This window comes from Paenibacillus sp. ACRRY (assembly GCF_022346995.1).
GTDB lineage: Bacteria > Bacillota > Bacilli > Paenibacillales > Paenibacillaceae > Paenibacillus.
In genome coordinates, this window is sequence record NZ_JAKRNM010000002.1 from 865,905 (window position 1) to 880,252 (window position 14,348).

General features: G+C 43.6%; 13 protein-coding genes. 12 read left to right on the forward strand and 1 reads right to left on the reverse strand.

Annotation, left to right across the window (positions count from 1 at the left end):
- Positions 1-53: 53 nt before the first annotated feature.
- From MH144_RS13255 to MH144_RS13300, 10 genes are all read left to right on the forward strand, one after another.
- Positions 54-899 carry a TlyA family RNA methyltransferase gene (locus tag MH144_RS13255; RefSeq protein ID WP_239300446.1) on the forward strand — a complete coding sequence of 282 codons (846 nt, stop codon included), beginning with the start codon at positions 54-56 and terminating at the stop codon, positions 897-899.
- 85 nt (positions 900-984) lie between these two features.
- Positions 985-1,470 carry a hypothetical protein gene (locus MH144_RS13260; protein ID WP_239300448.1) on the forward strand — a complete coding sequence of 162 codons (486 nt, stop codon included), beginning with the start codon at positions 985-987 and terminating at the stop codon, positions 1,468-1,470.
- 35 nt (positions 1,471-1,505) lie between these two features.
- A complete protein-coding gene (gene ahrC / locus MH144_RS13265; RefSeq protein ID WP_095290448.1) occupies positions 1,506-1,955 on the forward strand; it encodes a transcriptional regulator AhrC/ArgR in 450 nt (149 codons plus the stop codon).
- Positions 1,956-2,008: 53 nt separating this feature from the next.
- Entirely contained in the window at positions 2,009-3,745 is a 1,737-nt protein-coding gene (recN, locus tag MH144_RS13270) for a DNA repair protein RecN (RefSeq protein ID WP_239300450.1), read from the forward strand.
- Positions 3,746-3,847: 102 nt separating this feature from the next.
- Positions 3,848-5,179, forward strand: coding sequence for a SpoIVB peptidase (gene spoIVB, locus MH144_RS13275; protein ID WP_239300453.1), 1,332 nt, complete (start codon positions 3,848-3,850; stop codon positions 5,177-5,179).
- Between the two features lie 193 nt (positions 5,180-5,372).
- On the forward strand, positions 5,373-6,191 hold the full coding sequence (gene spo0A / locus MH144_RS13280) for a sporulation transcription factor Spo0A (RefSeq protein ID WP_095290453.1): 819 nt from the start codon (positions 5,373-5,375) through the stop codon (positions 6,189-6,191).
- 268 nt (positions 6,192-6,459) lie between these two features.
- Positions 6,460-7,326, forward strand: coding sequence for an EAL domain-containing protein (locus MH144_RS13285; protein WP_239300455.1), 867 nt, complete (start codon positions 6,460-6,462; stop codon positions 7,324-7,326).
- A gap of 97 nt (positions 7,327-7,423) precedes the next feature.
- On the forward strand, positions 7,424-8,329 hold the full coding sequence (locus MH144_RS13290; protein WP_239300457.1) for a diguanylate cyclase domain-containing protein: 906 nt from the start codon (positions 7,424-7,426) through the stop codon (positions 8,327-8,329).
- A gap of 114 nt (positions 8,330-8,443) precedes the next feature.
- Entirely contained in the window at positions 8,444-10,417 is a 1,974-nt protein-coding gene (locus tag MH144_RS13295; protein ID WP_239300460.1) for an AraC family transcriptional regulator, read from the forward strand.
- 153 nt (positions 10,418-10,570) lie between these two features.
- Positions 10,571-11,608 (forward strand): NAD(P)/FAD-dependent oxidoreductase, encoded by a 1,038-nt coding sequence (locus MH144_RS13300; protein ID WP_239300713.1) that lies wholly within the window; start codon positions 10,571-10,573, stop codon positions 11,606-11,608.
- 91 nt (positions 11,609-11,699) lie between these two features.
- Here the strand turns inward: MH144_RS13300 and MH144_RS13305 are convergent, their stop codons facing one another.
- Positions 11,700-12,473, reverse strand: coding sequence for a FlxA-like family protein (locus MH144_RS13305; RefSeq protein ID WP_239300462.1), 774 nt, complete (start codon positions 12,471-12,473; stop codon positions 11,700-11,702).
- Positions 12,474-12,674: 201 nt separating this feature from the next.
- Between MH144_RS13305 and MH144_RS13310 the strand changes: the two genes are divergently transcribed.
- Both MH144_RS13310 and MH144_RS13315 read left to right on the forward strand, forming a co-directional pair.
- Positions 12,675-13,313, forward strand: a complete 639-nt coding sequence (locus MH144_RS13310; protein WP_239300464.1) for a hypothetical protein — start codon at positions 12,675-12,677, stop codon at positions 13,311-13,313.
- Positions 13,314-13,847: 534 nt separating this feature from the next.
- Positions 13,848-14,324, forward strand: a complete 477-nt coding sequence (locus MH144_RS13315; RefSeq protein ID WP_153979236.1) for a hypothetical protein — start codon at positions 13,848-13,850, stop codon at positions 14,322-14,324.
- Positions 14,325-14,348: the final 24 nt, after the last annotated feature.

A 14,348-nucleotide genomic window follows, 5' to 3' on the forward strand; every position in this document is an offset into this window, starting at 1 on the left:
AAAAGAAAAGCTTCATCTAAATAAATGAATTAACTATATGATAGGAGAAAGACATGTCACTCCCGAAAGAACGAATTGATGTTCTGCTGGTCGAGCAGGGTTATTATGAAAGTCGTGAGAAGGCAAAAGCGGCGATCATGGCTGGACTGGTGTATGCCAACAATGAACGAATTGAAAAGGCAGGCATGAAAATACCACGGGAAGCTGAACTAAAGGTTAAAGGCTCGGTGCATCCTTATGTGGGCCGGGGTGGATTGAAGCTTGAAAAAGCGATTAAACACTTCGGTCTTGACATGAATGGTCTGGTCATGCTTGATATTGGTTCGTCAACGGGTGGATTTACGGATTGTGCATTACAACACGGTGCATCGCATGTATATGCCATTGATGTAGGATACAACCAGCTGGACTGGTCATTACGTAATGATGACCGGGTTACCGTGATGGAAAGAACCAATTTTCGTTATGTGACACCTGAGGATTTAATCGGACCTGAGCCGAACTTTGCCAGTATCGATGTATCCTTCATATCGCTGCGCATTATTCTGCCTCCCTTGCTTGCTCTCCTGAAGCAGCCGGCAGATATTGTAGCATTGATCAAGCCTCAATTTGAGGCAGGACGTGAGAAGGTAGGTAAGTCTGGTGTTGTTCGGGATCCAAAAGTGCACAAGGAAGTACTGGAAACCATGCTTCACTTTGCGAATGAACTGGGTCTAAATTTGCAGGGCTTAACATTCTCGCCTATTACGGGTGGGGAAGGCAATATCGAATTTCTCGCTCATTGGCGTCTGGAAGAACCGGGTGCCTCACAACAAGAGAAGGATCTGGCTTCACTCAATGCACTTGCCCATCAAGTTGCTATGGAAGCCGCTCATACTTTTACGGGAAACTCATCATAGGATGAGTTTCTTTTCGCTGGAAAGGTGATCCTAATAACAGGAGATCGACTGCCGGACCTCGAATAAGTCTTCGAGGTGAACAATGATGAATGGGCAATCCGACACAATCGTTATTGGTGTGCTTGCTGTCATTTTAATCATATGGCTCTTTTACGGTTTGCGAAATTGGCTGAATCGACCGGTACCAGTAAGTTTGTCAGGCATGCAGCTGAATTCCGACATACCACATTCCCCAGTTGTTGATCTGCTTGAAGCAGAGGGGTATGAAGTTATCGGAGGCAAAATGAAGATACCGCTCGCCTTTGAGGTTAACGAGTCCGTTTTTTATAGTCGCTTGTTCGTTGATTATGTTGCTGAGCGTGATGAGATCAGATATTTGGTCAAGACGTCAAGGCGTAGACAGCCAGTGGAATTCACAGGTCCGGCCATACGTGATCGCTTTTTGTACTATTTATTGTTGTATCCAGGTTGTGAAGGTATATTGTACGTGGATACGGAAGAATCAAGCATTAAGATCATCCGGTTGATGGATTATGAGGAAGATGTATATGATGGGGATGATCTGAGCTAGAAGATTAATGGTAACTATTTAAACTGGAGGCATGTATGAAAGGACAACGACACATTAAGATACGTGAAATTATTAGTCAAAATGAAATAGAAACCCAGGATGATCTGGTTGAAGCGCTGCGTCAAGCCGGTTTCCAAGTGACACAGGCCACGGTATCCCGTGATATTAAGGAACTGCTGTTGATCAAAATTCCGATGGATGATGGGCGTTATAAGTACTCACTGCCAACAGACCAACGTTATAATCCAATCCAGAAGTTGAAACGGGCATTAGTGGATAACTTTCTTCATATTGACCATACCAACAATTTGGTAGTAATGAAATGTCTTCCAGGAACGGCAAACTCCATTGCGGCCTTGCTGGATAATATTGAATGGACTGAAGTTATGGGTACGATCTGTGGTGATGATACGATTCTCATCATCTGCCGTACAGAAGATAATAGCGTGACGGTTATCGATCGAATTATGGGTTACATTTCTTAATATCCGAATCTAAACATAATTGCTGAGTTTGTCATCCGGAGGTGCTTTGGCCGATGCTAGTTACATTATCGATTCGTAATCTGGCTGTTGTAGAAGAAGTGGATGTAGTATTTCACGCGGGATTTCATGTGTTATCAGGGGAAACAGGTGCAGGTAAATCAATCATTATTGATGCGCTTGGTCTGATCGCAGGTGGTCGGAGTTCGGCTGATCTGATCCGTTACGGTTGTGAGAAGGCGGAGATGGAAGCTCTTTTTGAGATGGAACAGGGTCATCCCGTGTGGGAAACACTGGAGAAGCTCGGGATTCATTGTGAACCTGAAGAACACCTCGTTATTAGACGGGAGCTCAATACTCAGGGTAAGAGCACATCCCGCATCAATGGTCAGTTGGTCAATCTGACGATGCTGCGCGAAGTGGGAGAAAAACTGATTAATATTCATGGTCAGCATGAGCATCAAAGTTTGCTGCGTGCAGAAAGCCATTTGGGGTTACTGGATACCTACGGAGCAGCTGTCATTGGACCAGTAAAATCGGAATATCAGGAAAGATACAGCCGGTTCATTACTGCTGAAAAAGAACTGCGTGCCCTTCAGGAGTCGAGCCAGCGTGCCTATCAGCTGCTGGACATGTATCGTTTTCAACTGGAGGAGATCGCTGCTGCCGGGTTAACAAGTGGGGAAGATGAATTGCTCGGTGAAGAAAGGGTCAAACTATCCCATAGTGAGAAAATGATGGACAGCGTTGTCGGTGCATATGATCTGCTTAGTGGTCAGCGTGGACTCGAGGCAGTAAGCATTGCCCTCTCTCGGATAGAAGATATCTCTGGTTACGATAGCAAAGGACTACAGCCTATCGTGGAACAGCTCCAGTCGGCCTTTTATCAATTGGAGGATGCTACATTTCAATTAAGGGATTACCGTGAAAAAATAGAGTTCAACCCTGGGCGACTGGAGGAGGTTGAGCAGCGCTTAAACTTGATTTCTGGTCTAAGACGCAAGTACGGAGACAGTGTTGAACTTATTTTGAATTATTATGAACAGATTAGCCATGAAACAGACCAGCTGGAAAACAAGGACGAGCGCCTGGAGAAACTGCGTGCAGAGCGTGATAAGCTCCTGGTTCTGGTGATGGATTCTGCAGAGGACCTGAGCCGTGTACGTAAGCAGTGTGCTGATGAACTCGCTGCTCAGGTGGAGAGTGAACTGAAGGATCTTCAAATGGAGCGTACAACGCTGCGTGTGCAAATATCGCCATCAGAAGATCCGAAGGGGATTGAATGGAACGGGCGCAGGCTTCGCCTGAGCCGTCAGGGAGCGGACAATGCGGAATTTCTCATCTCGCCGAATCCGGGCGAACCGCTGCGTCCATTAGGTAAAATTGCATCAGGTGGTGAGTTATCAAGAATGATGCTCGCCATGAAGAGCATTTTCGCACGTCACGACCGAATTCCCGTCCTCATATTTGACGAGGTTGACACGGGGGTAAGCGGACGCGCGGCTCAATCCATTGCAGAGAAACTGTTCCGTTTATCCTCTACCTGCCAAGTATTTTCGATTACACACTTGCCACAAGTCGCCTGTATGGCAGATCACCAGTACCTTATCGAAAAACATGTCGTGGACGGGCGTACGATGACGCAGGTGGAATCGCTGTCAAACGAAGGCAGAGTGAAGGAATTGGCACGTATGCTTGGCGGTGTTGAAATTACAGAAAAAACGCTGCATCATGCACAGGAAATGCTGAATTTGGCGGAAGCCAAAAAAGGAGGAAACGAGCGGCCGGCGTAATGATTGACAGTAATAAAAGCCTGGGGGCAAGGTTATCTTATAGGTACGCAATTGGCGACCACCTTTCGTCAAGCGAAAGAAGCAAAGGGAGTGTGACAGCCATTGAATTCCCCCCTCAGGAAGAAATTGCTAGGTCTTTTATTTGCCTTCTTTCTATGTGTGATCAGCCAGGCCATTCAGCCTGTGCAGAGTTATGCCTCTTTACCTGACGAATTACAGGTATTTGCAGGCAGGCAAGCAGATGTACGACTCGCTGTACCGGCTGCTTCCAGCGCCGTTGTAGACCGACCGGATATTGTTGGTTTGGATGGACAGGAGCAAGCAGTGCATGTCACGAAGCAGCAACCATTGCATCTTCATCCTCAGCAGACAGGGCAAGCGAAATTAACCTTGAAGCTGTGGGGCAAAATCCCGGTCAAAACGGTTAATGTGAACGTTATTCCGGATTTGCGAGTTGTACCCGGGGGTCAAACCATTGGCGTAAAAGTAAAGTCGGCTGGAATTTTGGTTGTAGGTCATCACTTGGTCCGTGCTGAAGGAGACCAAAGAGTCTCTCCAGGAGAAACAGCAGGCATTAAACTTGGGGATCTGATAACCCATATGAATGGCAAACGTCTGGATGGCGTTGCAGGCGTTGCTGAAGCTGTAGAGCAAGCGGGGAAAAGCAAAAAAGGGATCGATGTCGTGCTGCAACGTGGGAAGGAAACGGTTAAAACACGACTCACACCAGCATATGATGCCGAAGATCAAGCCTGGAGGCTTGGGTTGTACATTCGTGATTCTGCAGCTGGTGTAGGCACGCTAACGTTCTATGCACCAGACCAAGGCGTGTATGGAGCTTTGGGGCATGTGATCACGGATATGAATACTCAAACATCCATTGTCGTAGGTAGTGGACAGATTGTCCAGTCAAACGTAACGTCTATATCCAAAAGTGAATCCGGGGATCCGGGTGAAAAACGTGCACATTTTCTTAAAGAAAGCAAAATATTAGGCAATATTGAGCGTAATACGGCTTTTGGCATATTCGGTAAGATGTCCGACAATCCCGATCACAGTTTATACACCAAAGGAATTCCTGTCGCTTTCTCACATGAAGTGAAGGAAGGACCGGCAGAAATCCTGACTGTTGTCGATGGTCAACAGGTTGAACGTTTCGCCATCGATATCGTACATGTGGCCGATCAATCGGAGCCTGCAACCAAAGGTCTTGTGCTTCGCATTACAGATCCTAAGCTGCTTGATAAAACAGGCGGGATCGTTCAGGGAATGAGCGGCAGCCCAATCGTTCAGAATGGCAAGCTTATTGGAGCTGTTACACATGTGTTTGTAAATGACCCTAAATCAGGTTACGGGTGTTTCATCGAGTGGATGTTACAGGATGCCGGCGTTATGATCAAAAAGGAAAAAGCAAAAAATCTTAAGGCTGGGTAAACCGCCTTAAGATTTTTTTGTCGAATGGAAAAGATAATTATCACATAATGAAATAAATTATTTATTATATAGTAATGCGAAAAAAAAATAAAGAAAAATAATTTTCGACAGAAGGAATTTCCTCGCCTGTGTCGAAAATTTAACCTGTAAGGAAATGTACGAAACAGTGGTTAAACCAAAGGAGGATACCGTTTTGCAAAAAATTGAGGTATTGCTGGCTGATGATAATCGTGAATTTACGAATTTGCTTGCCGAATATATATCCGAACAGGAAGATATGGAAGTTACCGGGATTGCCTACAACGGGGAAGAAGTACTGCAGTTGTTGGAGCAAAGCCGTGATGTGCCGGATGTATTGATTCTGGATATTATTATGCCTCATCTGGATGGGCTGGGTGTATTGGAGCGTCTGCGCAACCTGAACCTGAATCCACAACCGAAAGTGATCATGCTTACGGCATTCGGTCAAGAGAACATCACACAGCGTGCCGTGCAGCTCGGTGCTTCTTATTACATCCTCAAACCTTTTGACATGGAAGTACTGGCTAACCGGGTTCGCCAGCTTGTAGGATCCCAGACAACGGTCTCTTCAAGCACGAACAGCGGTTCATCCATGTTTATGACTAATAAATCCAATGTGGTGCCAATGGGCAAACACAAAAATTTGGATGCCAGCATCACGTCCATCATACATGAAATCGGCGTTCCTGCGCATATTAAAGGATATCAGTATTTGCGTGAAGCCATCACTATGGTATATAACAATATCGAAATTTTGGGTGCAATTACCAAAACGCTGTACCCTGCCATTGCCGAAAAATTCAAAACGACGCCGTCCCGCGTTGAACGTGCCATCCGGCATGCGATTGAAGTGGCATGGACACGTGGAAACATCGACAGCATCAGCCACCTGTTTGGTTACACGATCAACATCAGCAAGTCGAAACCGACGAACTCCGAGTTTATCGCGATGGTTGCCGACAAGCTGAGAATTGAGCATAAGGTGTCTTGAAAGGACCGGGAGTAGTTAGGTAATTATGAAAGCAACAGCATACTAAATGCCGCGATTTACGGGTCGATTAGCGCCCTGTAGATTGTGGCATTATTTTTTTGTTTTTTTAAAGATTGGAATTATATGTAACAAAAATACGATGTGTATTCATTCTTTGAACCGACTAGATTATTCACATTTTACCTACAGTTTACGCTTTTTGAGTTGGAAAATGGTACGATGTGACCACTGACAAGCTCAATCATAGGTATAAAGGATGGAATTTATAATGAAAAGCACAGATTCACCCAATACATACAAACATGATTTGTATTATCTTATCAGGTATTTTCATAAATCCTTTCGAAAATCACTTCTGCATTACAAGCAGTTCTCTGGATTACAGCAAATCATCCGTCATAAAATGCTTACTACGTATTTTCAACCGATTATAAATTTACAGGACGGAAATTGTTTAGGTTACGAAATCCTCAACCGTCCGCCAGCATCCCCACTTTTCCCCAATACGGAATCTTTTTATGAGTTTATCGGTGACACGGACCAAGTTTTTGCCTTTGAACGGTTTTGCCGTGAGATTTCAATTGAACGATTCAAGTCATCACTGATAAAAGAACAGTATCCCAACAATACCGTGATCTTTCTAAATATCCATCCTCAAGTTTTAGCTGACTCCACCTACCGTAACGGCGAAACGATTACGCTTCTGAATAGCTACGGTTTATCACCTGAACAAGTTGTTTTTGAGTTAACTGAAAAGCAGGCTGTTCAGGATTATGTGGAGTTTGAACGAATACTTTCCAACTACCGATCACAAGGTTTTAGAATTGCCATTGATGATGCGGGCTCTGGATACAGCAGTCTTAAGGCCATTGTCAGTTTAAAACCTGATTTTATTAAACTGGACAGGGCACTAATTAATCATGTGGATACACGGTCGGATCAGCAGAACATTGTACGCATTCTGAAACAGTATGCGGCGGAGTCCGATACACACATCATAGCTGAAGGAATCGAGCGTGAAGAAGAAATCCATTTTCTTCGAAGTGCAAGTATCGAGTATGGGCAGGGATATGCCATTGGAAGACCTGATGTTGAACTAAAATGTCCTCTACTAGCTACTTCTAAGATCGTTTAGTAACGGAGAGAAATTGCTTACCATAGGTTGACCATGAACATAGGGGGAGAATGATATATTTACGCAAATAGGTGAAATAGCAGAGACCATTCCTGTCGTGACAGCTGGGACAAAGTGCGATATCGTCTATCATATTTTTAAATCAAATCCCAATCTGGAAGGTTTGGCTGTTGTTGGGGAAGACACGGTGTCACTAATGATGCGAGCGCGTTTCTTTCAGCAAATTGGTACGCAATACGGCTATAATTTGTATATGGGTCGGCCGGTTGAACTCGTGGTCAATGTTCGTGCACTGGTTGTTGACTATTCGGAATTGATTACCGATGTAAGTGTTCAAGCGATGAATCGTGCAGAAGAAGAATTATATGACCTTGTGCTGATTACTTCAGAAAACCGTTTGGTTGGAGCTGTAAGCATTCGACGTTTACTTCTTGCGGTAGCAGACGTTCGGGCCGAAATGGCCATTTTTATGAACCCGTTAACAGGGCTTCCAGGCAACCGAATCATTGATGATCGGCTTTATCAAACTCTTCAATTGGGACAGTTCAGTGTCCTATATATCGATTTGGATTATTTTAAATCCTATAACGATAGCTATGGGTTCAAAATGGGAGATCAGCTTATTCAGGCAACGGCAAATCTTTTGCGTCAGTATTTTGTTTTTCCTGAATCCTTTCTTGGACATATTGGTGGTGATGATTTTATTGCAATACTAAACCATCATGACTTCAGGCAGGTAAGTGAAGAGGTCATCGCTGGATTCGAGAAAATTAAGAGAACGTTTTACAATCAGGAAGATTTGGATAACCAATTTGTTTTGGGAGAAGGTCGTTCAGGAATTCATCGACCAATTCCACTGGTCTCGGTCTCCATAGCCGTAGTTACTAATGCCAGTCAGGAGTATGAAGGAATCGATCAGATTGTTAAAGAAGCCACCCGAATTAAGAAAGTGTGCAAATCCATCGCAGGCAGCGTTATATGCGGGAATGAGGACGCTCTCTGAATAGAAAGTATGCCTTTTAAATCCATGTTATTGTTGATAATGAAAATTATTATCTTTTATAATAGAGAAATTAGATAGAAGTTTTAGTTGGAAGATAAGATTGGGGAGAGAAGCATGCAATCAAATGAACAGACACAACTATGGAATCAGGCGGCTGTCAAGATTCTGGATGTTCGCCGGGTTGTTCTGGAAGCAGGAGAGCGAATTCAAGCTTATTACCTCCCGGCGAACAGTTTTATGTACGCTTTGAGGGGAAAAGCTTTCGTTGAAATGGATGGACAACAGCATGAGACGAAGCCATTTAAATTGCTGCATGGTAGTAAAGGGTCGAGACTTGATATCGAAGCTAGGGATGAATTCGAGTATGTAATGCTGTTTTACAGGGCATTTCAAGCCTTCCCAAAACCAAGGTACGCATGGCGTTTGGAACAGGATTCAGTTACACCATTCTCGCTTCAGTATGCATTTATGCCGGACAGTCCTCTTGTATTGCTGCGTTATTTAAATGATATGGAGAAGGCCTGGATACAAGCAAATCATCTGGATCATCTTCAGGTGAAAAGCCTGTTTTATCAATTTGTGCACGAACTTATGTTTCAACTGGCAGAGCAGGAAATACATACAACTCGTCCAGATCCCGTGAAACAGGTGCTCCGATACATACACACCCAGTATAGGGAACACATGACCCTTGATTCGCTGGCAGAACAATTCAATTACAGCTCTCGTCATCTGTCCATGCAGTTTAAACGAAAGACAAGCTATAGCCCAATCGACTATTTAATCCAGATCCGCCTGAATGAAGCTCAAAAATTACTGCGGTATTCGAACATCACGTTGAGGGAAATTGCGGCTGAGGTCGGATACTCCGATGTATATTATTTTAGTCGTCTATTCAAAAAACATGTAGGAATGCCGCCGATTCGTTATCAGCAAAAAGTAAGGGAACATGGAGTAATAGAGGATCGTCCATTACATGTCTCTGAATTATCCATTGGCAATAGACGGAAGCAAAGATATATTGATTATGATAATCATTATCAATATATTGACGGAGGGTCTACACCAATGAAAAAAAGAAAAGCTAGCTCCAGCATGTTATTTATTGCCATATTAAGTTTGACCATGTTGTTATCTGCATGTGGTGCCGGATCAACACCAACGCCGGCAGCCAGCGATGGAACGAGTAACAGTTCGAATAGGACTACCGTCTCCACCTCAACAGATGCTGGTGCATTGACGAATAATGGTAACGAAACACGTACAATTTCAACGGTTAAAGGCGATGTCGTAGTACCCGCCAATCCCAAACGGGTTGTTGTGCTTTACCTCCAGGGAGATGTGGTTGCACTTGGTGTGAAACCAGTGGGTACCTCGGAAGTGTTCGATGGAGCCGCATACAAAAGTGAACTTGAAGGGGTAAATTCACTCGGCACCTGGTTTGAACCGAACCCTGAGGCAGTGATTGATTTGAATCCGGATCTGATCATCGTCCCTTCTGAAGATACTTATACCTTGTTAAAAGATGTTGCTCCTACCGTGTATGTTCCATATGAAAAAATGTCAACGGAGGAAAGACTGCAATATATCGCAGGTATATTTGGAAAAGAGAAAGAAGCTGAGACTTTACTTAATAATCTGAATAGTAAGGTAGATGAGAGCAAGAAGAAATTAGCGGATGCAGGCATTCTGGATAAAACGGTTTCCATCATTGAAGGCGGACTCAAAGGTATGGCAGTTGTGGAAAGCAAGCAATTTGGCCGTGGCTCTCAGATTATATACGAGTACTTGGGTATGAAAGCACCTGACGTTGTTCAACAGAAGATTGATGTGTCTACCGAAGCATCTGGATCTACGGTATCTATGGAAGTTCTCCCCGAATACGTGGGTGACTACATATTTCGTTCCGTATATGACGGTGCAGACAACCTGATGGATAATCCGGTATGGAACAGCATTCCAGCGGTGAAAGAAGGTCGTCTAATCGAGATTGATTTTAATTTCTTCTATTATTCCGACGTGTACTCATTGGACAAGCAGCTTGATTTTGTGGTCGAACATTTATTAAGTTCGGTCAAAGCCGAATAAACCTTTGGAAATGTAAAAGATATCTATAAAAATTGTTTTATTTTTATCCATTGTATTTTGATAAGATTCCCATTAAACTAAGGATTAAGTGATAATGAGAATCGATATCAAATACTCGATGTTATGGATCGAATTAACGGAGGTAACTTTAATATGGATCAGCAGTTGGAACTATATGATGTAACCATTATCGGCGGAGGTCCTGCCGGGATGTACTCTGCCTTTTATAGCGGTATGCGGGATATGAAAACGAAATTGATTGAAGCGCGGGACAGACTCGGCGGACGCATGCTCTTTTATCCGGAGAAGATGATCTGGGACGTGGGTGGTGTAACACCGATTTTATGCGAGAATTTGATTAAGCAGCTGGAAGAACAGGCGAGAACGTTTGACCCTACCATTGTCTTTGAACAGCAAATTGAAGGTTTTGAACGTCAGCCGGACGGTACCATTATTCTGACTGCTGCTACTGGTGAGAAACACTGGACTCGGACCGTCATTATGGCAATCGGTTACGGAATATACAAAATGGCGAAGCTGGAACTTGAAGGAGCTGACCGTTACGAGGTAACGAATCTGCACTACACGGTGCAGGAATTGGAACCTTTCCGGGGCAAACGTGTGCTTATCTCTGGGGGAGGCGATTCTGCAGTCGATTGGGCCAACGAGCTTGAAGCTCTGGCAGAACAAGTTACGGTTGTACATCGACGCGATCACTTCGGCGGGCTGGAGCGAAATGTAATTCGTATGAGAGAATCCTCGGTGGATGTTCGTACACCTTATGCAGTGAATACACTGCACAGTGTTAGTGGCGAAGTGATTGAACAAGTGACGATATCCCACGTGGAAACAGGTGAAAGTGAACTGCTGGAAGTCGATGCAATTATCGTTAATCACGGCATGAAGAGTGACTTTGGCCCAATTCGGGACTGGGGATTAGATCTTGGAGAGTGGCATGTAACCACAACAGAGAAGCTGCAAACCAATATTCCTGGTGTATTCGCAGCAGGCGACTTTGTGGATTATGGCAGCAAGCTATATCTCATTGCAGGAACATTTACGGATGCTGCCCTAGCTGTCAACAGCGCCAAACTATACATGGATCCTGAGGCGGCAAAAGTTGCCTACGTATCCTCTCATAACAGCCGATTCAAAGAGAAAAACAAAGCTCTAGGTGTTGTAGAAGAGTAAGATAGCAAATAAAAAAAACCATAACCTTAATTACCTTGACTGAATACGAGGTATTAGGGTTGTGGTTTTATTTTGAGTGTTTCTAAAATTATTAAACTAAAATGTCAATCGATGTATTTAGATGTATCAATGTCGAAGAATTCGATTGTTTGTTGTTGTCCATAACCTCGTTGTTATCTGAAAGTATATCGTCTTTATTGTCCTTTTCCGCTTTTACCTCTTCTGTAGAAGGTTTCTCAATAGTCTGTTCATTGCGTGGAGTTGTATCGTTTATATCTTTGAGTAATTCTCCTATTTTCTTATCCGTACTTCTAATGTGGGATTTAATTTCCTGAACCATTTCTCGCTTCATTTGAAAAACGGTATGCTCTGCATTTTCAAGCATTACCGATTTTCCGTTATCTGCATGAGGATTACTGTCTAATAAGGTGCGATCAAATCGAACACCGCCTTCAAGCGTGTTGATTGAACCTTGCATTTTCTCGCGGGATCCAACCAGCTTTCCCAATTGATCGTATGTATTGCTATTCTTGATTACAGAACCAAGTGAGACCGTATCTTCTGATTGAGATTCAGAACTTTTGGGCTTTTCAGTCTCTTTTTGACGGGTCTTTTCCTGAATCTCTTCTGCTTTAATTTGAGCAATTTGAGCGTCAATTTCCTGGATACTGGATGTCAAGGTTTGAATGCGCTGCATTTTCGTTTTTGTGTCCAGTTTTTCATTGGATCTCACTGTTTGCATTTCTTCGCTTAGTCTTGCCTTTTGTTTCATTAGGTCCTGAATAATCTTGTCCGTTTTGGAAGTTGTATTACTGCTACTCTGGTTTGTTCCGGTGCTTTTGTTCGTTGATGAAACGGATAACATAAGAGATTCCTCCCTGGTGTGATAGTCGCATGATTTTTTTATCATACTTATTATAATATCGGAATTTTGGGTTATTCTGTTAAGGGACACTGAAACATGCAGTAGCTAAAATTGTATGGCAGTTTGATCAGTTCCAAAGTGAAAATTATAATATGTAAATAGACGAATAAATCTGACAGAGTGGAGAATACGGGGTGGGGTATGTCTAAAATGTTTCGGAGTTTCATTTCCTCTGTCCTCAGGGTTACCAAAGGAAAGAAACGAATCAAATACGCAGCCATTTATCTTGCTGTTGCCGGTGCTTTACATCGATTACTGGTTGAGAGTAGGCGTGAGCGATCCGCAGCCAAACGGCTGCAGCAGGATCTTCCTGTCGCAGAACTTGGTCAAATGAAGCTAAAACCGGGAGATATCGTTTATACGCCAAGTTCGGAATCGACCTATTATGCAGGACATATGGGGATTATTGGGCTGGACGGCAAAGTGTATCATGTTCATCCTTATGGACCCGTGTTCGCCGATTCCCTGGAGTGGTATCTTACAAGGTTCTATGAAGGAGATCGTTTCATTGTATTTCGTTCACGTTTAAACCAGGCTGGGCAGCGTGCGGCCGAGTGGGTGCAGGAACACTATAAACAGGTTAAGTTTTATCGATTGCAGACCAATTTGCGAAGCATTGAGCGAAATTATTGCTCCAAATTTGTATATCAGGCCTATCAATTTACCTCGGGGCTGGATCTGTGGAGCAGAAGGTTTACCCGGTTCAATCAAGGGTACATCTACCCGTTCCGAATTGAGCGTTCACCGGCGCTGGAAGTGCTGGGTACCTTTTATAAATAAAGAATCAACACTGACACGGCTGTCCTTGGCCTTCTTAGGGAGGATAGCTTTTGTCGGTTTTTTTTGATATGTGTACCGATTAAAGACAGGAAAAGGCTCTAAAACGTCGAATAGATTATGAGATAGACGTGCACAACTGGGAAGAGTATACATAATACCGGCAAGTTCAATTTGACCGGAGAACTACGAAAATGGCTGCAATCTAGTCTAGAGAAAGAGTGAGAGTGAGATGAAATGGCTGGGCTTCTTACGCGGATTCAGACGCAAACAAAACGTAGTGAAGCTATCGGACTACACCCCCAAAAAAGAAAGGAGGCACTACTGCTCCATTTGCAAGAAAAAAGTTGAATCGGTCGTTCATTACGCAGCGCCTCAGGGAAATGTTGCAGGTGTATGCAGTTCCTGTAAGCTATTGGCGGATGAACGTGGAATGTACCCCATTTAATAGGAAGAATCATGCTCAGGAAATAACATTGCTTTGATTTATGAGCATTTTTGTAGTACATTAGCAAATGTATTCGAAGGAGGATTCTAATGTACTCAGGTAGACAAGACGATACTTTATACATCATGACCTACACCTTAAACAGCGGTATCAAGGGTACGGTTCCACTGTCTAATAAGCAGATTGTTGAGTGGCTGGATTGCTACAGAAATGAGAAACGCTTCGTGACCGAGATTGGGAAAGAGTTCTTTGGATTGAATGCAGGCCTCGTGGCCGACTTCAAAGTTCAAAATCATTTATCCGATTATCAACAGACCATCATGCCCACACAGCAGCAGGATAGTCTGGAACGCTTATCCAGTGCATATAAATCAACCGAGCTATTGATGAAAATTGATTGCAAGTGCGGTACGGCATATGTAACGGAATCTCCATATAAGCGAACCAAATGGTATTGTACGAAGTGTAAAGAGATCGTATTTCTGGACGCCAAAAAAGGAATGGTAGAAACGTCCCGCGGTGACGCATACTACATGACCAACAAATATTTTGTTTCCCGCGACTAGTGGGAGACTACGAATTAGAGCATC

Excerpts from the sequence above, each read along its gene's own strand:
- MH144_RS13255 (WP_239300446.1), top strand. The coding sequence starts at position 54 with ATGTCACTCCCGAAAGAACGAATTGATGTTCTGCTGGTCGAGCAGGGT.
- MH144_RS13260 (WP_239300448.1), top strand. The coding sequence starts at position 985 with ATGAATGGGCAATCCGACACAATCGTTATTGGTGTGCTTGCTGTCATT.
- ahrC (WP_095290448.1), top strand. The coding sequence starts at position 1,506 with ATGAAAGGACAACGACACATTAAGATACGTGAAATTATTAGTCAAAAT.
- recN (WP_239300450.1), top strand. The coding sequence starts at position 2,009 with ATGCTAGTTACATTATCGATTCGTAATCTGGCTGTTGTAGAAGAAGTG.
- MH144_RS13285 (WP_239300455.1), top strand. The coding sequence starts at position 6,460 with ATGAAAAGCACAGATTCACCCAATACATACAAACATGATTTGTATTAT.
- MH144_RS13295 (WP_239300460.1), top strand. The coding sequence starts at position 8,444 with ATGCAATCAAATGAACAGACACAACTATGGAATCAGGCGGCTGTCAAG.
- MH144_RS13300 (WP_239300713.1), top strand. The coding sequence starts at position 10,571 with ATGGATCAGCAGTTGGAACTATATGATGTAACCATTATCGGCGGAGGT.
- MH144_RS13305 (WP_239300462.1), bottom strand. The coding sequence starts at position 12,473 with ATGTTATCCGTTTCATCAACGAACAAAAGCACCGGAACAAACCAGAGT.
- MH144_RS13310 (WP_239300464.1), top strand. The coding sequence starts at position 12,675 with ATGTCTAAAATGTTTCGGAGTTTCATTTCCTCTGTCCTCAGGGTTACC.
- MH144_RS13315 (WP_153979236.1), top strand. The coding sequence starts at position 13,848 with ATGTACTCAGGTAGACAAGACGATACTTTATACATCATGACCTACACC.